A 19,460-nucleotide genomic window follows, 5' to 3' on the forward strand; every position below is an offset into this window, starting at 1 on the left:
GATCTTTTAGCTTCTGGTTCAGGCTTCGGCGGAACGCCCCTTCATGGCAAAAATGCCCTGTGGTCGCTTCTGAATGAACACCACAATCAACACCAGCACCACAATCTTGGCCAGCACCGCACCGGTCCAGCCTTCCAGCAGTTTGTTGATCACGCCCAGGCCCAGCGCGGCATACACCGTGCCGGCCAATTGGCCCACACCGCCCAGCACCACCACCATGAAGGCATCGACGATGTAGCCCTGGCCCAGGTCTGGCCCCACGTTGCCCACCTGGCTCAGCGCACAGCCGGCCAGGCCCGCAATGCCGGAGCCGAGTGCAAACGCATAGGTGTCGATACGCGCGGTGTTCACGCCCATGCAGGATGCAATGGGGCGGTTTTGCGTCACGCCGCGCACAAACAAACCGAGGCGCGTTTTGCTGATCAAGAACGCCATGCCCGCCAACACCGCAATCGCAAAGCCGATGATGATCACGCGATTCCAAGGCAGTTGCAGGTTGTCCAGCACTTGAATGCCGCCGCTCATCCAGCTTGGGTTTTCCACACCGACGTTTTGCGCGCCAAACACGTTGCGCACCAGTTGCTGCAGCACCAGGCTGATACCCCAGGTGGCCAGCAAAGTCTCCAGCGGGCGGCCATATAAAAAGCGTAGCACGCTGCGCTCCAGCAGCGCGCCCATCAAGGCAGAGGCCATGAAGGCCACCGGCACGGCAGCCACCAAATACCAATCGAAGGCACCTGGCAAATATTTTTGAAACACGCCCTGCACCACGTAGGTGGCATAGGCGCCAATCATCATCAGCTCGCCATGGGCCATGTTGATCACGCCCATCAGCCCGTAGGTGATGGCCAGGCCCAGCGCCACCAGCAGCAAGATGGAACCCAGGCTGATGCCCGAGAACAAGGCGCCCAAGCGGTCGCCCCAGGCCAGCGCTTCGTTCACGGCGCGCAGCGCACTGTTGATGGCGACCTGCACTTCAGGATCGGTCTCGGCGCGTTGCTGCTCCAGCAGCACGGTCTTGGATGCGGGGTTCTTGCTTTGGGCCAACTGCAGGGCGGCCTGCAGGCGGCGGGATTTGTCGGGGCTGCTGATCAGGATGCGCGCGCGCAGCATGCTCAGTTGGTCTTTCAGCGCGGCATCGGTTTCGGCGGCCAGGGCTTTGTCGACCAGCGGCAGGCGCGATTCGTCGCTTTCACCTTGCAGGGTCTTGATGGCTTCGGCACGGGTGTTGCGGTCGCTTGACGTGAGTTTGACGGCAGCCAGTGCCGCGTCGATTTCGCCGCGCATGCGGTTGTTGTTGACCACGTCTTCAGCGTCGTCGGGCACGGTGGCCTCGGCGCCGGTCACGGCGTCGATGGTCTTGTCGCCAACAATGAACACCTTGCCTCCGGCCACACGCACGGCATCATCGGCCATGGCCTGGATCAGGCGCTCGGTGGCGGCATCGGGGGTGGCGGTGGCTTTTTGCAGGGCGGCAATGCGGTCGTCGGTTTCGCCTGCGGCCATGGCTTTGGCCACATCAGCCGTCAGTGGGAAAGCGCTCTTAACGCAAAACAGCAGCGCCAGCGCGAAGCATTGGAGAAGGTGCCTGGAGGACATGAAGATCAATGTAAAAAGAGTGAGCCGCGGCCACCCCACGGGGGGCGGCCTGGTCTGGTCTGGCCCATCCACTCACCTGTGCGGTGGTTGGGCCAGGGCGTCCAACCCGATTACATTTTTTCGGGTTCGTCCTTCTTCTTGTCGTTGCCTTCGATGTACGGGCTCCATGGTTTGGCCTTCACAGGGCCAGGCGTCTTCCACACCACGTTGAACTGGCCGTCAGCCTTGATTTCTCCGATGAACACGCTCTTGTGCAGGTGGTGGTTCTTCTCGTCCATCTTCGAGACGATGCCGCTCGGCGCCTTGAAGGTTTGACCGGCCATGGCGGCGATCACCTTGTCGGTGTCGGTCGACTTGGCTTTCTCAACCGCTTGCTTCCACATGTTGATGCCGATGTAGGTGGCTTCCATCGGGTCGTTGGTCAGCGGCTTGTCCTTGTGGCCCGCGATGTTCTTCGCCTTGGCGTAGTCGCTCCACTTCTTGATGAACGCGGTGTTCTCTGGGTTCTTGATCGACATGAAGTAGTTCCATGCGGCCAGGTGGCCCACCAGCGGCTTGGTGTCCACACCGCGCAGTTCTTCTTCACCCACCGAGAAGGCCACCACGGGCACGTCCTTGGCCTTCAGGCCGGCGTTGCCGAGTTCCTTGTAAAACGGCACGTTGGAGTCGCCGTTGATGGTGGAGACCACAGCGGTCTTGCCACCGGCAGAGAACTTCTTGATGTCGGCCACGATGGTTTGGTAATCAGAGTGACCAAACGGCGTGTACTTCTCGTCGATGTCGCTGTCCTTCACACCCTTGCTCTTCAGGTAGGCGCGCAGGATCTTGTTGGTGGTGCGGGGGTACACGTAGTCGGTGCCCAGCAACACCCAACGCTTGGCGGCACCGCCGTCCTTGCTCATCAGGTAGTCCACAGCGGGAATGGCTTGCTGGTTAGGCGCCGCACCGGTGTAGAACACGTTCTTGGACAGCTCTTCACCTTCGTATTGCACGGGGTAGAACAGCAGGCCGTTCATTTCTTCAACCACTGGCAGCACCGACTTGCGCGACACGCTGGTCCAGCAGCCGAAGATCACGGCGACTTTGTCTTGACCCAGCAGTTGCTTGGTCTTTTCAGCAAACAGCGGCCAGTTGGAAGCCGGATCCACGATCACGGGCTCGAGCTTCTTGCCGAGCACACCGCCCTTGGCGTTGATTTCGTCAATGGCCATCAGCACCGTGTCTTTGAGCACGGTCTCGGAAATGGCCATGGTGCCCGACAGGCTGTGCAACACGCCGACCTTGATGGTGTCTTGTGCGTGTGCAGGAATGACGGACAGCCCACTCAGGGCCACAGCGGCGGTCAGCGCCTTGAGGGTAAAACGACGTTGCATGTTTGCTACTCCAAAGTTGTAGATGAAATCCTGTCGCCACACCCCTGTCCTGTGGCCAGCAGGTCTTTGGTGTGGCGATGAGGCAACTTTAGAGATTGGGTTCCGTTCGGGAAATACGCCGGGTGGCGTATGCCGCTGCCCGAACGGGCTTCGCCGGGGCGAAAAGCTCAGTGCGCCAAGGCCGCCACCATCTGCGTAGCAGCGGCGGCCGCTTCGGCCTTGGTCGGCCAGGAAGCCTCACCGCCATGCAGCGGCGCGCGGCCCTCGATGTGCACCACGTCGACGCGCCAGGGGCCGTCGCCCACACGGCACAGGCGGGCCATGTAATTCAGGCCATGGGTCAGGCCTGGCACGTATTCCTCGGTTACTTCTACTTCGTCTGTGGGTTCGAATTCGTCTGCGTCTTCCATGGGTGCACCTCAAAAACGGCGAATTATCCCCCCAGGGATGCCCTGCAACACCACGTAACAGCGGCGTCCATGACACGCAGCCGACATGAAGCGCCGCAAGAATCAGCCGCGGCGGCGCACCTCCACGGCCGCCATCCCTTGCCCCCTGAACCACAGACGCGCAGGCGCTGCCCTCCCGCCAAAACCACAACAAAACCGCCGGGTCATCGGGCGCCGCGCCGCGCTCCACAGACGAGACAGGAACACCTATGTTTTTCACCCGAACCGCCATTGCCCTTTCCATCGCCGCCCTGGCTGCGATGAGCACCGTGGCCACCACCGCCCACGCGGCCGACACACCCATCTACGCCATACAAGGCGCCGGCAACACCAGCCCGCTGGTAGGACAGACCGTCACCACCACCGGTGTCGTCACCCGCGTAACCAACAACAGCTTCTACATGCAAGACCTGGTGGGAGACGGCAACCCCGCCACCTCTGACGGCATCTTGGTGTTCACCAGCAGCGCGCCCACCGTGACGGCGGGCCAGCTGGTGCGCCTCACCGGCCGCGTGACCGAGTTCAACACCGGCGCGGCGGGCAATGCCGACACCGCCGCACGCCCCGTCACCGAGCTCACCAACATCAGCAACCTGAGCGTGATCGGCACCGGCCAGAGCATCACGCCCTTAGTGCTGACCCTGCCGCTGCCCGAAGGCGAAGACCTGGAGCGGTATGAAGGCATGCTGGTCACCATCAACGGGCCGCTGACCGCATCACAAAACTACTTCCAGGCGCGCTACGGCCAGGTCACGCTGTCGGCCCAAGGCCGGCTGGAAACGCCGACCAACCGCCTGCGCCCCGGTGCCGATGCCCAGGCGCTGAACACCGCCAACACCCGCCGCAGCTTCATTCTGGACGACGGCTCCAGCCTGCAAAACCCCAACCCCATGCCTTATGTGGGCGCAGACAACACGCTGCGCGCGGGCGACACCGTGGCGTCGGTGACCGGCGTGCTGGACTATGGGCTGGCCACGGCCAGCAACGCCGACTACGGCTCATACAAGCTGCAACCCACCGTGGCGCCCGTGTTCACGCGGCAGAACGCCCGCACCGATGCGCCTGAGCCGGTGGGTGGCAACGTGCGCCTGGCCAGCTTCAACGTATTGAACTACTTCACCACCTTCACCAACGGCGCCACCGCCTCGGGCCAGACCGGCCAGGGCTGCACGCTGGGCGGCACCACCACCTCGGCCAGCAACTGCCGTGGGGCCAGCAACCTGGCGGAATTTCAACGCCAACGCGCCAAGATCGTCGAGGCGCTGGCCGCCATCAATGCCGACGCCGTGGGCCTGATGGAGATCCAGAACAACGCCAACACCGCCGTGCAGAACCTGGTGGATGCGCTCAACGCGCGCGTGGGTGCCAACACTTACGCCGCCGTGCCAGAACCCACCAATGCCAACGGCACGGGCACCGATGCCATCAAGGTCGCCATGATCTACAAGCCCGCGCGCTTGGGGCTGGCAGGCGCGGCCATCAGCGACACCAACGCCGTGCACAACCGCCCGCCGCTGGCGCAGACGTTTGCCGCCGCCAACGGCGAGCGCTTCACGCTGGTGGTCAACCACTTCAAGTCCAAGGGTTGCGACGGTGCCACCGGTTTGGACGCCGACCAGGGCGACCTGCAAAGCTGCTGGAACGCGCTGCGCCTGCAGCAAGCCGAAGCCTTGAAAAACTTTGTTGGCACGCTGCAAACCAGCAGCGGCAGCAACGACGTGCTGCTGGTGGGTGACCTGAACGCCTACGCCAAGGAAGACCCTGTGGCGCTGCTCACCAACGCCGGCTTTGTGGACCAGATCGGCCGTTTCAACAGCTTTGGCTACTCGTACGTGTTCAATGGCGCGGCCGGCCGGCTGGACCACGCCATCACCAGCGCCAGCATGTCGACCAAAGTGGCACGCGCCGTGGAATGGCACATCAACGCGGACGAGCCTTCGGTGCTGGACTACAACCTGGAATTCAAGCAGCCGGCTTGCGCCACCTGCACGCCAGACTATTACAGCGCCACAGCCTACCGTTCGTCTGACCACGACCCCGTGGTACTGGGCCTAAGCCTGTACAAAACGATCATGGGCACCGCCGGCCGCGACACGCTGCTCGGCACGCCGGGTGACGATTACATCGTTGGCGGTGCCGGTGCCGACACGCTGAGCGGCGGTGCGGGCAGCAACGTCTTTGCCTACACCAACCTGCGCGACGCGGGCGACACCATCACCGACTTCGTACCCTCCAAGGACCTGATCGACCTGCGCCCCCTGCTGGCCAGCCTGAACGTGCCCGCCAATGCCCCCGGCGCCGAGAGCCTCGTGCGCGTGCTGAGCAACGGCCGCGACAGCGTGCTGCAGTTCAACGCCAACGGCGCCTGGCGCCCCTTGGCCACGCTGCAAGGTGTGACTGCCGCCGACTTCCGCGTCGACCGCGACGTGTTGTTCCGCTGAACTTACCCCAGGCCCGTTTTTTTCCATTTTTTAAAACTGATTCATCATGAACTTCTTCGCTAAAACCTCTCTCGCTCTGGCCATGGCGGCCTCTTTGTTCAGCCCTGTGCAAGCGGCGGTTGTCAACGGTGGCTTCGACCGCAACCTCAACGGCTGGAGCACGCTGGGCGACGCCTACGTACAAAACGGTCAATTGCGTTTGACCACCACGACGAGCGCCGCCGACGACGTGGACGCCAATGGCAACTTCATCCCCACGCTCAACCGCTCGGGCCAGAACGCCGTGGACTACTACACGCTGGCCACGGCCACGGGCCTGCCCGCAGAGGCATTTGATCCTTCGATCTTTGACTTCGCGTATGAAGGCGCACTGGTCTGGCAAGACTTCAGCGGCAATGCAGGCGACACGCTGAGCTTCCTGTGGAGCTTCGGCACCCGCGACACCTTCCCCGACTACGCCTTCTTCATCATCGACGGTCTGCTGGTGCCCTTGGCCAGCACGGCAGATGCACTATTGACCGGCAGCGGCGACGACCTGTTCACCACCGGCAGCAGCCTCTACAACTTCACCCTAAGCAGCAGCGGCAACCACCGCATCGCCTTTGGTGTGGTGGATGTGAACGATGTGGCCGTGATGTCGTCGCTGACCATCGACCAAGTGCGCCTGAGCGCGAATGAACTACCCGAGCCCGGCACGCTGGCGCTGCTGGGATTGGGACTGGGCATGATGGTCTGGCAGCGTCGCCGCCAGGGTTGATTCCCAACTGCGGTCGTTGCGCTGTTCGTCCTAGCGGTCGAACACGCGCAACTGCAGCAGCCGGCGCGGCCGTCCGGCCGAGTCGCTGGAGATGACGCCGGTGTCTTCCGGCTCATCGGCCGCCAGCGTGACCCACTGGCCCATGGGGGCGCTGACGGTGGTCACGGTTTCGCCATGCACCTGGGTGGGTAAATCGGAACCGACACGCGCATCGGGTTGCGCCACGCTGGAGGTCAGAATTTCGACACTCACGGTGACGGGGTTGTTGCCGCCCGTCCAGCGTGGTTGCACGGTAATGCTTTGACCCGACTGCAGCGTGGTGCGGCCGTAGCTGACGCCGCCGCCCGAAGCGTTGCGTCCACTGAAGCCGCTCACCGACTCTTCCCAACGCACCGACATGCTGCGCCCCACGCGCAGCGTGGCCTTTTCGCCATTGCGCACACGCACCACCTGGCCGGTCAACGGCGGGGTGGAAGGCCTGGTGCTGATGTTGAAACCGTTATCGCTGTCGGTGGTTTCGCGCAGCACCACCATCAGGTCTTTGGCGGGCAGTTGGTTCTTTTGCGCCTGTGCCGGCAGCGCCAAAGTCAGGCTACCAAGCAACGCCACCGCGCCGAGGTAGGAAGGAAGCCGCAAAGGTCTGGTCATGCAGGCATTGTTCCACGCCAAGGGGCGCATGCCAAGTCAGACGTAGGCGCTAAATTTCAACCCAAGTTTCGATCCCGGACGAGATTGGTGGACAACGCACGCAGAAACGACCCAACAGTCACATGTCAATGATGGCAGGTGGCTTGTATACCCCTACTTGACGCTCAACATCGTCCCCCACAGAATGCTTTGGCTCAGTGGTGCAAGCGCCGCAAACGCGTTCGTTGTAGAAGCTTGTCTTCGATGGCGATGCATGGTCAGACGGGGCCATCACACCTGCTGAGTGCTTTACAACTCTGGGAGATCGTTATGCAACGTAAATTGTTGGCGACGATGGTGTTGACCACCGCCCTTGTGGGGGGAAACGCTTTCGCACAAACGCCACCGGCTGCCGCTCCCTCTCCAGCGAGCCCGGTCCAGGCTGTTGACCCCGCAGCCGTGCAAGCCCTGAAAGACATGGGCGCGTATCTGCAAACATTGAAGCGCTTTGAGGTCGAGGTCGACATGACCGGCGAGCGTGTGCTGGCCGATGGCCAAAAACTCCAACATTCGGCCAGTGCCGATCTACTGGTGGACCGCCCCAACAAACTGCGCGCCACCATGCGCAGCGTCCGCTCCGAGCGAGAACTGGTCTTCGACGGCAAGAAGGTGACCCTCTACACGCCGGCGCTCAAGTCTTATTCCACCGTCGACTTCAGCGGCAACATTGCGGAGCTCATCGATCGCCTGGAAAAACAGTACGGCATTGAACTCCCAGCCTCGGACCTGTTCGTCTGGGGCACACCAGAGGCTCCGTTCACCGACATCGAATCTGCCTTGATCGCGGGCCAAGATTACGTGGACGGCAAGCTCTGCGACCACTATGCGTTTCGCCAGGGTTTGATCGACTGGGAGATCTGGCTGACACCTGGTGACAAGCCCTTGCCGCTCAAGCTGGTCATCACCAACCGCTCCGACGACGCGCGCCCGCAATCGGTCACGCTGCTGGATTGGGACATGCGCCCCAAGACCAAGTCGTCGACCTTCAGCTTTGTGCCCCCGAAGGACGCCAAGCTCGCTGAAATTGTTCCTCTCAAGACCAACTAAGGGGTACCGCCATGAAGCTGTCTTTAAAGTCTGCCTCTTCGGCCCTGGTGGCCGCTGTGTTTCTCACCAGCCTGAGCTATGTCCCAACTGTTGAGGCGCGCCCAGGTGGCGGCGGTGGCCACGGCGGTGGCCACGGCGGTGGTGGTGGCGGAGGCGGCCATGCCGCGCGTGGCGGTGGCGCCCATCCCGGTGGCGGTGCAGGTGGTCGGCCTGTGGATGCACGCGCCAATAACGTGCGCAGCGCCAGCGTCAACAATGTGCACGCTTCCAATCGAAACACGAACATCAATAAAAACGTCAACGTCAACGTAAATAACAACAACCGTGGCGGTTGCTGCGGCGGCGGGTGGGACAACGACTACCACCCGATTGCCACCGCAGCGGCTGTGACCGCCACCGTGGCCGTGACGTCTGCGGTCATCGGCTCCATGGTGCGCACCGTGCCTGCTGGTTGTGTGCCCGTGAACTACGGTGGCTTGGTGTACCAGCAATGCGGCACCACCTGGTATCAACCGCAAGGTTCGCAGTACGTGGTGATCGCCCCGCCTTACTGAAACGCCAACTGAAAAGCGGCGGCGAGGTCGACGGCCAATCTGGTCGCCGACCTCGATTTGTTTCGGGTTAGGCTTAGATCAGGCTTGTTCAAACCCGTATGACTTCTTTAAATCTATTCGATCTCTCGGCACTGGCCCCAGCCTTGGAAGCCGAAAGCTTCCAGGACATCCTGCGCTCACCCCATCTGCGCCTCGAGCGCATCGTCTCCCACGGCCACACCTCGCCCGCCGAAGGCTGGTACGACCAAGAGGAACACGAGTGGGTGCTGGTGCTCGAAGGGCGAGGCGAACTCACGTTTGACGACGGCCGCACGGTAGCACTTGGCAAGGGCGACCACATCCACATTCCCGCACACTGCAAACACCGCGTGAGCTGGACAGACCCGACCCAAGCGACGATCTGGCTGGCTGTGTTTTACGCCTAGGGCAAGTCAAAACACATAGGCTGCGGTTCGGCGCTTGAGCGGCGCTACGGCAGTGGCCTCGATCTCGAACAACATGCCGTCGAGGGCCAGGCGCGGCACCGGAATCAGAGTACAGGCCGGCGCTGGCCATGGCCCCCAGGCCGCATTGATGGCACGGGTCAACACATTCAAGCGTTCTTCATCGTGGTCGACGATCAGCACCGTGAGCTTGACCACATCGGCCAGGCACGCATCCGCTGCCGTCAGCGCGGTGATGAGGTTGTGCAGCGCCTGCTGCACCTGCGCGGCGAAGTCGGCAGAAAGCACGCCCTTGGCGTCTTCGCCACCCTGCCCCGCCACATACACCAGCCGTGCAGGCGCTTCGGCCACGACCACGTGGGTGTAGCCATTGGGGCGCGGGTCGTACAAGCCATGCGGATTGATGAACGTGGGCGTGCGGGTGCTTTCAGCAGAAACAACAGAGGACATAGTGCCTTCAAACATCAAGAGTGGAGATAAGCCGTTAGTATCAAATCTCAACTTAACTTGAGGTCAAGGCATTTTGGGAAAGACCACAAAACAACCCGTAGAACCCGCAGCAGAATGGACGCCACCACCGCCTGAACTCGGCGTGGGAGAACTCGCAGCGCGCAGCGGTTTGGCGGTGTCGGCCCTGCATTTCTACGAAGCCAAGGGTTTGATTCAGTCCGTGCGCAGCGCGGGCAACCAGCGGCGTTACCCGCGCTCGGTGTTGCGCCGCGTGGCGGTGATCAAGGTGGCGCAACGCGTGGGCATTCCGCTGGCGTCGATCGCCAGTGCGCTCGACAGCCTGCCGTCTTCACGCACCCCCAACGTGGCCGATTGGCGCCGCCTCTCCAGCGGCTGGAAACAAGAGCTGGACGAACGCATCCTGGCGCTGACGCAACTGCGCGACCAGCTCGACGGTTGTATTGGCTGCGGCTGCCTGTCGCTCAAAGCCTGCCCACTTCGCAACGCGCAAGACAGCCTGGCCCAGGCCGGGCCGGGGCCACATTTCGACGAACTGAAAGAGTCTTAAACCTTAGGCCGCCACATGCGGAACAAGGCTTCGGGCTGTACTTCAAAGTAGTCCGCCGGGCCACCGCCCCGCAGAATCGGCCGAGCGGCAGCGGTGTCGTACACGCCGTCTTTCAGCAAGACCTTGGCGATGTGCACGGCCACCACCTCGCCCAGCACCAGCCAGGTGGGCACTTGCGTGCCATCGGCGCCTTGCAGTTGCACGATCTGCGTGAGCTTGCATTCGAACGACACCGGGCTCTGGGCCACACGCGGCACCTGGATGATGCGCGACGGCACCGGCGTGAGGCCGCTCAACACAAACTCATCAACCTCGGGCGGCACGGCGGCGCAGCTTTGGTTCATGGGCTCGGCCAGCGCACGGGTGGCCAGGTTCCAGGCAAACTCGCCGGTCTGCTGGATGTTGCGCAGCGTGTCTTTGGCGCCAATGCTGGCAAAACCGACGATGGGCGGGATGTAGTTGAAGGCGTTGAAAAAGCTGTAAGGCGCCAGGTTCAGTTGACCGTCTTTGCTGTGCGAGGAGATCCAGCCAATGGGGCGCGGGCCGACGATGGCGTTGAACGGGTCGTGCGGCAGGCCGTGGCCGAGACGGGGTTCGTAGAAGTGGCTATCGGAATGGGAATGGACGGCGGCGGCGGTTTGTTCTGGCATGGAAACTCCAAATGTGCGGGGCCGGTCAGCGCTGTGCAGGCCAAGGCGGCAGTTTTTACATTGACATCTTCACACAAGTTACTCCCAAATCAGTAGCTGTCTGCGCATACCCACTATGCGCCAATGGCCCTAAATGGTCATATTTTGCTGCGCTGCAAAAATTCTGGTTCACCTCTAGAATTCACGGGTTTTCCCTTAAATCCCCCGCCCTCCATGAACCTCCCCCTGCTGGCGCTAGCCGTTGCCGCTTTTGGCATTGGCACCACCGAATTTGTGATTTTGGGCCTGCTGCCCGAAATGGCCCAAGACCTTTCGGTTTCCATCCCTGCGGCCGGCATGTTGGTGTCAGCCTATGCGCTGGGCGTGGCTGTGGGCGGCCCGATTCTGGCGGTGGCCACCACACGCATGCCGCGCAAGGTCACGCTGGCGTGGCTGATGGTGTTGTTCATCTTGGGCAACCTGGGCTGCGCCCTGGCCCCCAGCTACAACTGGTTGATGGTGGCGCGTGTGGCCACCGCGTTTTGCCACGCGGCATTTTTCGGCATTGGTGCGGTGGTGGCGGCCAGCGTGGTGGCACCCAACAAGCGCGCTCAGGCCATGGCGCTGATGTTCTCGGGCTTGACCCTGGCCAACGTGCTGGGTGTTCCCCTGGGCACGCTGCTGGGCCAGCACAGCGGCTGGCGCTCCACCTTCTGGGTGGTGGCCGCCATCGGTGTGGTTGCCTTGTTTGCGGTGCTGCGCTGGGTGCCTAAAACCCAGCACGCCAGTTCGGGCAGCGCGCTGGGCGAGTTCCGCGTGCTCAAGCGCAAACACGTGGTGCTGGGCCTGAGCCTGAGCGTGATCGCCTCCACCAGCATGTTCACCATGTTCACCTACATCGCACCGATCTTGCGCGACGTGACCGGCGTCTCGCCCGAACAAGTCAGCGGCGTGCTGCTGCTGTGCGGCGTGGGCATCACCATCGGCAACCTGCTGGGTGGCCGCCTGGCCGACTGGAAGCTGCTGCCATCGCTGATCGGCATCTTTGTGGTGCTGGCGGTGGTGTTGGCGGTGTTCTCCATCACCAGCGCCTGGGTCTGGCCAGCGGTGATCACCGTGGTGGTCTGGGGCATGGTGTCGTTTGCGGTGGGCACGCCCATCCAGGCACGGGTGGTGTCCCAAGCGGGTGATGCACCTGCCCTGGCATCGACGCTGAACATCGGCGCCTTCAACCTGGGCAACGCCATTGGCGCTTGGCTGGGTGGTGTGGTGATCAGCGCCGGCTGGTCGCTGCAAAGCATTCCGCTGGTGGCGTCTGCCGTGGCTGTGGGCGCACTCCTGCTCGCCGTCTATATGGCTTGGCTCGACAAGCAGGATATCCAAGCCCTGCCACAAGGCGCGGCTGTCGCCTAAGCGTTCTCCAGCGGCGCTGGTGGTGCTGGCAGCACTGTTCGGCGCGCGGCAAATCAGGCACAGTAGCGGGCGAGCATGCGGGCGGACATAACCGCCCAGCTGACGCCACTGCCGCCATTGCCGAGAGGGAACCATGAGCGCTGTGCCATCCCACATCGAAGACCTGCAGCGCCGCCTGCGCGACCTGCACTTCACCACCTTCAACGGGCTCAACGCCATCTTCACCGGTGGCTTGATCGCGAACCTGATCCACATGGTGATCACGCGATCGGAGCACTGGCAGCAGCAAGAGTGGATTCTCGCGCTCAGTGGGCCGCAAGCCTGGCTGCGTACGCTGGCACTGGCATTCCCGCGCCATCAACGCGCACAAAAAAACGCTGTTGCCACCGAAACGCCGTTGGAAAGCGGTTGAAAATCCAGGCCTAGGCGGGTCTCAAACACGCTGCCTCACACCGGCATTGCCGGCTGTGGTACACCCTCAGGGCGTCACTCCGATCAACCCCCACCCCGCGCTTTTTGCACCCCTCTTGAATACTATGGATGGTTTGACCCTGGTTCTGATTTTTGCTGTGCTGGTCTACGTGCTCAACACACGTGCGCAGCGCCAGCACATTGCGCTGCTGGGCAGCCAACTGGGGCATTTCCAGATCGAAAAGCTCATGGAAAACCTCACCGAGGGCTACCTGCGCGCCCTGGGTGAAGAGCCCGGCGAACGCCGCGAACAGATCTGGAGCCTACTGCGCACCACCGAACGCCAGTTGAGCGAGCAGTTCAGCCAGTTCGCCAAAGATTTCGCCCGGCTCGACGCCAACAGCACCCGCGTGAGCCGCTTGCCGATCGCGATTCCCGGCGTCGACAAACTGCTGCCGCAAGCCACCTTCGACCTGCGCCAGGCCTTTGCCATCCATGCCAACGGTATCGCTGCGGCGGCATTGGCCAGCGATATCGCACCACGCGACAAGGCCTTCACCATGTCGGCAGAATTATTTTTGATGCAGCACACCTGCCACTGGTTTTGCAAATCGAAAACCGTGGCCTCGGCGCGCTTGCTGGCGCGTCACAAAACCGCGTACGCGCAAGTGGTAGCGTCGGTGTCACCGGCCACCCGCAAAGCGTATCTGGCGTTGCTGCAAGGCTGAAGGCCAAGCCTTCACGCTATACACCAACACCGCACTGTCTTCTGGTTCCGTTAGTTCATCACTCACAGGAGGTTCCCCATGGCACAAGCCAAAGCCTACGCCGCCCAATCCGCCAAAACCCCATTGGCCCCTTTCAGTTTTGACCGCCGCAACGTGGGCGCCCAAGACGTGGCGCTGGACGTGTTGCACTGTGGCGTGTGCCACTCCGATCTGCACACCGCGCGCAACGAATGGCGCAACACGGTTTACCCCTCGGTGCCCGGCCACGAAATTGTCGGCCGCGTCACTGCCGTGGGTAGCCTGGTCAGCAAGTTCAAAGTCGGCGACATCGTCGGTGTGGGCTGCATGGTCGACAGTTGCCAGCATTGCGCCCCGTGTGCCGACGGCCTGGAGCAATATTGCGACAACGGCTTTACCGGCACCTACAACGGCCCCGAGCAAGGCACGGGCGCCAATACCTATGGCGGCTACTCCAGCGCCATGGTGGTGCGCGAATCGTTTGTCTTGAAGATCACCCACAGCGATGCAGAACTCGCCGCCGTGGCACCTCTGCTGTGCGCCGGCATCACCACCTACTCGCCCCTGCGCCAATGGAACGTGGGCCCCGGCCACAAGGTGGGCATCGTTGGCCTGGGTGGTTTAGGCCACATGGGCGTGAAGATTGCCGCCGCCATGGGCGCACACGTAGTGCTGTTCACCACATCGGCCAACAAGCGTGAAGACGCCTTGCGCCTGGGTGCGAAAGAAGTCGTGGTGTCAAAGAATGCTGACGAGATGGCGGCCCACACCGGCAGCTTCGACTTCATCCTGAACACCGTGGCCGCACCGCACAACCTCGACGCCTTCCTGGCGTTGCTGAAGCTTGACGGCACCATGACCTTGGTGGGCGCCCCTGAGAATCCACACCCCTCGCCCAACGTGTTCAGCCTGATCATGAAGCGCCGCCGCCTGGCCGGCTCGCTGATCGGCGGCATCCGCGAAACACAAGAGATGCTGGACTTCTGCGCCAAGCACCACATCGTGTCCGACATCGAAGTCATCCGCATGGACCAGATCGAAACCGCGTACGAACGCATGCTGAAAAGCGACGTGAAGTACCGCTTCGTGGTGGACATGGCGACGCTTTGAACCCCTTGCCTATGCAGTTGCCCGCACACGTGACGGCCGTGCCGTTGGACAAGGCCTACCGCCTGCTCAACCACGGCCCCACGGTGTTGGTGTCCTCCAGCCATGGCGGCGCGGTCAACGTGATGGCCGCCGCCTGGGCTTGCGCGCTTGACTTTGCGCCGCCCAAGGTGACGGTGGTGATCGACAAGGCCACGCACACCCGGGCGTTGATCGAAGGCAGCGGCACGTTTGCGCTCAACGTGCCCTGCGTGGCCATCGCCCGCGAAACGCTGGCCCTGGGCACCGACAGCGCCAACACCCACCCCGACAAACTGGCGCGCCACGGCGTGACCACCTTTGCCGGCCAAACGGTGGCCGCGCCGCTGGTGCAAGGTTGCGTGGCCTGGCTCGAATGCCGCGTCATCCCCGAGCCACACAACCAGCAACAGTACGACTTATTCATTGCCGAGGTGACCGCCGCCTGGGCCGACGAACGCGTGTTCCGCAGCGGCCACTGGGAGTTTGACCAAGCGCCCGACGCGCTGCGCACGCTGCACTATGTGGCCGGCGGGCAGTTCTACGCCACCGGTGTTTCGCTGCAGGTGGTGCTTTAAAAGCGGCGTTTATGCCGCTGGCGGTAAGCTATGCGGCAAACTCTTCTGTTCCACTCCGCAGCTCAACTCTGCTGTTCACCCCAACGCCATCACGTCGTCGTTTGCACGTGTAATCGGCTGGTCTTGCAGCGGTGCACCGCACGGTAATACTCGATCGGCCGTCCATTGGCGCCATAGGCAATCGACTCGATGCGCAGCAGCGGCTCCATGGGCGTGACAATCAGCAATGCGGCGGTGTCGCCCTCGGGCAGCACGGCGTCAATCCAGCGCTCGGCCTTCACAATGCGCAGGCCATACTGGCGGCGCAACACGTCGTAGAGCGAGCGGTTCTCCAGCCGGGTGCGGTGCAGGCCGGGGGCGATGTCGGCGGGCACCGAGGTTTCAACCAGAAGTTGCAGTTCACCGTCCACACTGCGCAGGCGCCGCAGCGCCACCACTTGGGTGTCTGTGCCTGCAAGGCCCAGCGCGGCCGCTTCTTCGGCCGTGGGCGCGCGCAGTTCCTGCAGCAACACCTGGGTGCGCACGGTGCGGCCCTTGCGCTCCATCTCGTCCGAAAAACCCAGCACGGTGGAGACGAAATCTTCATCGCGTTCACGTGCGGCCACAAACGCGCCTTGGCCCCGGATCTTGTAAATCAGGCCGCTGCGCACCAGGTCGGCCAAGGCTTCGCGCACCACGATGCGCGAAATGGCGAACTGGTCGCCAAACTCGGCCTCGGTGGGCAACTTGGCGCCCACGGGCAGCTCGCCTTGGAGGATGCGCGCACGCAAGGTGTCACGAAACTGCGTCCACAGCGGCGCGCCAGAGTTGCGGTCGAGTGCGGGGGGGAGCGAGGGTGGGTTGTTCACGTCGTGACCGGGGTAATAAACAAGGGAGCAGAGACCTTGGATGATGCCTCCAAACTGGCGGGCAAAACGGGCTCGTGCACGGACAAATGGACATGGTGCCGCTCGCGCAGCAACGCCGCGCAAGTCTGCAGTTCGGTGTCGCGGCGCGTGGAAGACCAACCCAGCGCCACGGCTGCGATGTCGGCCAGTTCAGATAAAGCAGCGGCGTTGAGTTCGCCACGGATGGCGAGCAACGTGCGGCGCAGCACCAGGTCGTCGAGGTGCTCTACGCCAGTGTGACGGCACAGGTGCCGGACTTCGCCGACCGAGTAACTTGGCGCGTGCTGCAGTGGCACGTCGTCGGGCGCAGAAAACGCTTGAACCAACGTGAACGCGTTGGAACCATAACGTGCCAGGAGCTCAACCGCGCGTGTATGCGTGACCCCACACGCCGCCTGAATCTGCGCCACAAAGCGCTCTGTCTCCGCAGGGCTCTGAGGGAAATGGGCGCCACCCCCGATGGGCAAATCTTGCGTGGACCGGGTCCGCGTCACCTTGAGTTCGGTCAACACCCTATCGGTCGCTTGCTCGGCCAAGGCACGAAACGTCGTCCACTTGCCGCCCACCAGATTCACCAACGGCACGGCACGGGTGGCATTCGGCGGGTCGACCGCAATCGCATGGTCGCGCGAGATTTGCCCAGGGTTGCCGCCCGGCGCGCGCGCCAGCGGCCGCACCCCCACGTAGGTGTAGACCACCTGGTCGCGGCCGAAGTGCAGCGCGGGGAAAAGTTCGCGCAGCACTTCCAGCAGGTAGTCGATTTCCACCGCTTCAGTGCGCACCTGGTCGGGGTCGTCGATGAGGATGTCGGTGGAGCCCACCAGAATGCGGTCGAGGAACGGATAGACGATGCACACCCGGCCATCGGTGGCTTCAAAGTAAGCCATTCTGCTGGCCAGCGCCTCGCGCAGTGCGGGGTGGGCCAGCACCAGGTGCGAGCCCTTGGTGCCCATGACGCGGTCCCCGGTGCCAGCCAAGGGTCTGGCCGCGCGGTCGAGCCAGGCGCCGGTGGCGTTGACCACCACATCGGCCGTCACGTGGCTGAGCTGGCCGGTCAGTTCGTCGCGCAGCACCAGTGTGTGCCCCTCGCAGCCCATCACCTGGCAGTGGTTGGCCGCCGCAGACGCGGGCTGGTCGCGGCAGGCGTCGTGGATCAGCTCCAGCACCAGCCACTCGGGGTGGCGAATCCAGGCGTCGAAGTAGGTTGCGGTCCAGCGTACCGAAGCGCGGAACAAGGCACCATCCACCGCGCCCACACGTTGGATTTTGTGGTCCGGCATGGTGCGCTGCCGCCGGCCCAGCAAGTCGTACAGACGCAGGCCCAGGGCCACCACAAACAAACCGCGTTCACTCGGCGCCGCTGTCAAGCCGGTGAAGCGCAGCAGGCTGCTGAGCAGTCCGCCAAAGTGACTCGACAAGGGCACCACCGTCTCCAGCGGGCGCACCAGATGTGGTGCGTTTTGCAGCAGGCGGTTGCGCTCGCGTGTGGACTCGGCCACCAACGAGAAAGCGCCACCTTCCAGGTAACGCAAGCCGCCGTGGATCATGCGCGATGGCGCGCTGCTCGCGCCCGAGGCAAAGTCGCCTTTGTCGACCACCAGGCAGTCCACGCCTTGCAGCGACAGATCGCGGAACACCCCCACACCGTTGATGCCCGCACCGACGATGACGGTGGAGAAGTGGCGGCCATCGAGATCGGCGGGGCGCACGAATGGTTGAGAAAAAGGTCGCGCGCTCACCGGCCAGCCTCCGCCAGCTTTAGGAAAGCCGGAGATAGCGACTCGACCAGTTCGTTGAAGCTGCTGTAGAACGCCGCATGCGCATCGGCATCCGCTGGCGGCGCGATGCGTTCGCACTGCGCAGGCAAGGCATTCTGCAAACCTTGCGACAAGGCGGCCAAGGATGCCGCGCCACGCGCGCCGGTTTCGTCGTCGCCACAGCGCTCCACCGCATGCCCCAGAAACCCGGCGATCAACTGCACCATGCGCACATCGCGCGCACCGCCGCCGAGCGCCGACACCAAGCCCGGCACGCCCAGGCCAAACGACGCCAGCCGCTTCAGGTGCCTGACGTGCAACGCGCCCACGGCATCCACCACCGCACGCGCCATGTGGGCCGGGCCATGGTGCGCCTGCAGGCCGATGAAGCCAGCCGTGGCCCCTTGCGGCGCGCCACCACCGTTGATGAAAGGCAGAAAACGCAAACCCTCGGCCCCCAGCGGCACCGACATCGCAGCTTCTACCACCGCCGCTGCGTGTGGCAGGTTCAGCGTGCGCGCCAGCCAGGCCACATTCGCCATCGACGAGGGGCTGTTCTCCAGATACAGGCGCCGCGCCGCATCACCAAAATGCACCACAGCGCCAACGGCGGGCTGCGGCGCCTCCACCGGCCCCACCACCGCGTTGACACACCAGGTGCCGAGGATGGCCACCGCCTGGCCTTGGCGGTCTGCGCCTACCGCCGCCAGCGAGGCCAACAGGTCGATCGTGCCCACCGCCACCGGCAAGCCCGCAGGCAAACCACATTGCGCGGCGCGTGCTGACAGCAGCAGCCCCGCCACCGTGCCGGCCTGGCCAATGCGTGGCAGCGCGCCCTTACCCAGGTCTGCCAGCCCAGCGGCTTCGAACGGTTTGCGTGACACCTCGCCGGTGGCCAGCGACAGCAGCCCTGCCGTGCTCAAGTCGCTGGCGTCGGTGACCATTTCTCCGGTGAGCAGCAGCGTGAGGTAGTCCTTGGCGAACAACAGCCGGTGCACCTCGCCATGGCGCACCGCATCGGCGCCCAGCAGTTCGGCCGCGATGAGCGTGGGCTGGCCCGACCAGGAGCCGCAGCCCACGTCGTTGAACAGCGCCGCACCGTGTTGCGCACCCAACTTGCGTGCCCGTGCCGCAGCGCGTTGGTCGGTAGAGGCTACGGCACGTCCACGCAGCAACCGCTGGTGGCGGTCTAGCGCATACAACCCCGCGCCATGGCCGGTGCACGCCACCGCACGCACGTGACGAGAGCGAGCGCCGAGTTGCTCGGCCACGCTGCGCAACGCGTGCACGAGCGCCGTTTCAATCGCCTCTGCCGTGAGCTCGCAGCCGCCTCCCGGAAGATGCAAAAACGGCAATCCGCCGCCCGCTGCTGCCAGCCCGCGCCCACTGCCTGCCTCGAAGGCGACGGCCTTCAGGCCAGTGGAGCCCATGTCTATACCGATATAAATGTCTGCGTTCATGTTATGACATCGTGCTAGGTTTTTTTGGCGATCGTAGCAGCGTTTCCCCTAATAAATGAATATTTTTACTGGTCTATATTCCATCG

At 63.3% G+C, this 19,460-nt stretch carries 20 protein-coding genes; 11 read left to right on the top strand and 9 right to left on the bottom strand.

The window, feature by feature from the left end:
- Window positions 1-18: 18 nt before the first annotated feature.
- The 3 genes from urtB to ACPWMG_RS18550 all read right to left on the bottom strand — a co-directional run bounded on the left by urtB (window position 19) and on the right by ACPWMG_RS18550 (window position 3,382).
- Complete coding sequence (gene urtB / locus ACPWMG_RS18540; protein ID WP_483300960.1) at window positions 19-1,599, bottom strand: urea ABC transporter permease subunit UrtB; 1,581 nt, start codon at window positions 1,597-1,599, stop codon at window positions 19-21.
- Between the two features lie 110 nt (window positions 1,600-1,709).
- Complete coding sequence (urtA, locus tag ACPWMG_RS18545) at window positions 1,710-2,972, bottom strand: urea ABC transporter substrate-binding protein (RefSeq protein ID WP_483300961.1); 1,263 nt, start codon at window positions 2,970-2,972, stop codon at window positions 1,710-1,712.
- Window positions 2,973-3,139: 167 nt separating this feature from the next.
- Window positions 3,140-3,382 (bottom strand): hypothetical protein, encoded by a 243-nt coding sequence (locus ACPWMG_RS18550; RefSeq protein WP_483300962.1) that lies wholly within the window; start codon window positions 3,380-3,382, stop codon window positions 3,140-3,142.
- Between the two features lie 248 nt (window positions 3,383-3,630).
- Here ACPWMG_RS18550 and ACPWMG_RS18555 point away from each other — a divergent pair, with 248 nt between their 5' ends.
- Complete coding sequence (locus tag ACPWMG_RS18555) at window positions 3,631-5,862, top strand: ExeM/NucH family extracellular endonuclease (RefSeq protein WP_483300963.1); 2,232 nt, start codon at window positions 3,631-3,633, stop codon at window positions 5,860-5,862.
- A gap of 46 nt (window positions 5,863-5,908) precedes the next feature.
- The gene (locus tag ACPWMG_RS18560; protein ID WP_483300964.1) at window positions 5,909-6,619 is read left to right on the top strand and encodes a PEP-CTERM sorting domain-containing protein; all 711 of its coding nucleotides are present in this window, start codon (window positions 5,909-5,911) and stop codon (window positions 6,617-6,619) included.
- 30 nt (window positions 6,620-6,649) lie between these two features.
- Here ACPWMG_RS18560 and ACPWMG_RS18565 read toward each other — a convergent pair whose 3' ends face one another.
- Window positions 6,650-7,267, bottom strand: coding sequence for a hypothetical protein (locus ACPWMG_RS18565; RefSeq protein ID WP_483300965.1), 618 nt, complete (start codon window positions 7,265-7,267; stop codon window positions 6,650-6,652).
- A gap of 309 nt (window positions 7,268-7,576) precedes the next feature.
- Here ACPWMG_RS18565 and ACPWMG_RS18570 point away from each other — a divergent pair, with 309 nt between their 5' ends.
- The 3 genes from ACPWMG_RS18570 to ACPWMG_RS18580 all read left to right on the top strand — a co-directional run bounded on the left by ACPWMG_RS18570 (window position 7,577) and on the right by ACPWMG_RS18580 (window position 9,332).
- Complete coding sequence (locus ACPWMG_RS18570; RefSeq protein ID WP_483300966.1) at window positions 7,577-8,353, top strand: DUF2092 domain-containing protein; 777 nt, start codon at window positions 7,577-7,579, stop codon at window positions 8,351-8,353.
- 11 nt (window positions 8,354-8,364) lie between these two features.
- A complete protein-coding gene (locus tag ACPWMG_RS18575) occupies window positions 8,365-8,907 on the top strand; it encodes a hypothetical protein (protein ID WP_483300967.1) in 543 nt (180 codons plus the stop codon).
- 98 nt (window positions 8,908-9,005) lie between these two features.
- Complete coding sequence (locus tag ACPWMG_RS18580) at window positions 9,006-9,332, top strand: cupin domain-containing protein (RefSeq protein WP_483300968.1); 327 nt, start codon at window positions 9,006-9,008, stop codon at window positions 9,330-9,332.
- Between the two features lie 6 nt (window positions 9,333-9,338).
- On the opposite strand, the gene ACPWMG_RS18585 is transcribed toward ACPWMG_RS18580, so the two are convergent.
- On the bottom strand, window positions 9,339-9,800 hold the full coding sequence (locus tag ACPWMG_RS18585) for a RidA family protein (RefSeq protein ID WP_483300969.1): 462 nt from the start codon (window positions 9,798-9,800) through the stop codon (window positions 9,339-9,341).
- A gap of 73 nt (window positions 9,801-9,873) precedes the next feature.
- On the opposite strand from ACPWMG_RS18585, the gene soxR reads away from it, so the two are divergent.
- On the top strand, window positions 9,874-10,368 hold the full coding sequence (gene soxR, locus ACPWMG_RS18590; RefSeq protein ID WP_483300970.1) for a redox-sensitive transcriptional activator SoxR: 495 nt from the start codon (window positions 9,874-9,876) through the stop codon (window positions 10,366-10,368).
- Here the strand turns inward: soxR and ACPWMG_RS18595 are convergent.
- The gene (locus ACPWMG_RS18595) at window positions 10,365-11,018 is read right to left on the bottom strand and encodes a flavin reductase family protein (RefSeq protein WP_483300971.1); all 654 of its coding nucleotides are present in this window, start codon (window positions 11,016-11,018) and stop codon (window positions 10,365-10,367) included. The genes soxR and ACPWMG_RS18595 overlap by 4 nt on opposite strands.
- A gap of 213 nt (window positions 11,019-11,231) precedes the next feature.
- On the opposite strand from ACPWMG_RS18595, the gene ACPWMG_RS18600 reads away from it, so the two are divergent.
- From ACPWMG_RS18600 to ACPWMG_RS18620, 5 genes are all read left to right on the top strand, one after another.
- Complete coding sequence (locus ACPWMG_RS18600; RefSeq protein ID WP_483300972.1) at window positions 11,232-12,410, top strand: MFS transporter; 1,179 nt, start codon at window positions 11,232-11,234, stop codon at window positions 12,408-12,410.
- Window positions 12,411-12,543: 133 nt separating this feature from the next.
- Window positions 12,544-12,822 carry a hypothetical protein gene (locus ACPWMG_RS18605; protein WP_483300973.1) on the top strand — a complete coding sequence of 93 codons (279 nt, stop codon included), beginning with the start codon at window positions 12,544-12,546 and terminating at the stop codon, window positions 12,820-12,822.
- A 124-nt stretch (window positions 12,823-12,946) separates the two neighbouring features.
- Window positions 12,947-13,549, top strand: a complete 603-nt coding sequence (locus ACPWMG_RS18610; protein WP_483300974.1) for a hypothetical protein — start codon at window positions 12,947-12,949, stop codon at window positions 13,547-13,549.
- Between the two features lie 78 nt (window positions 13,550-13,627).
- Window positions 13,628-14,677, top strand: a complete 1,050-nt coding sequence (locus ACPWMG_RS18615; RefSeq protein ID WP_483300975.1) for an NAD(P)-dependent alcohol dehydrogenase — start codon at window positions 13,628-13,630, stop codon at window positions 14,675-14,677.
- An 11-nt stretch (window positions 14,678-14,688) separates the two neighbouring features.
- On the top strand, window positions 14,689-15,270 hold the full coding sequence (locus ACPWMG_RS18620; protein ID WP_483300976.1) for a flavin reductase family protein: 582 nt from the start codon (window positions 14,689-14,691) through the stop codon (window positions 15,268-15,270).
- Between the two features lie 89 nt (window positions 15,271-15,359).
- On the opposite strand, the gene ACPWMG_RS18625 is transcribed toward ACPWMG_RS18620, so the two are convergent.
- Genes ACPWMG_RS18625 through ACPWMG_RS18635 form a run of 3 tightly spaced genes read right to left on the bottom strand, consistent with a single transcriptional unit; the run spans window position 15,360 to window position 19,374 of the window.
- Window positions 15,360-16,118: a GntR family transcriptional regulator gene (locus ACPWMG_RS18625; RefSeq protein WP_483300977.1), complete on the bottom strand. Its 759-nt coding sequence runs from the start codon at window positions 16,116-16,118 to the stop codon at window positions 15,360-15,362.
- Window positions 16,115-17,866 (bottom strand): glycerol-3-phosphate dehydrogenase/oxidase, encoded by a 1,752-nt coding sequence (locus ACPWMG_RS18630; protein ID WP_483300978.1) that lies wholly within the window; start codon window positions 17,864-17,866, stop codon window positions 16,115-16,117. Before ACPWMG_RS18630 ends, ACPWMG_RS18625 begins: the two co-directional genes overlap by 4 nt.
- Before the next feature lie 26 nt (window positions 17,867-17,892).
- Window positions 17,893-19,374: an FGGY family carbohydrate kinase gene (locus ACPWMG_RS18635; RefSeq protein ID WP_483300979.1), complete on the bottom strand. Its 1,482-nt coding sequence runs from the start codon at window positions 19,372-19,374 to the stop codon at window positions 17,893-17,895.
- Window positions 19,375-19,460: the final 86 nt, after the last annotated feature.

Source organism: Hydrophilobacter chitinilyticus (assembly GCF_049860745.1).
Lineage (GTDB): Bacteria > Pseudomonadota > Gammaproteobacteria > Burkholderiales > Burkholderiaceae_C > Rhodoferax_B.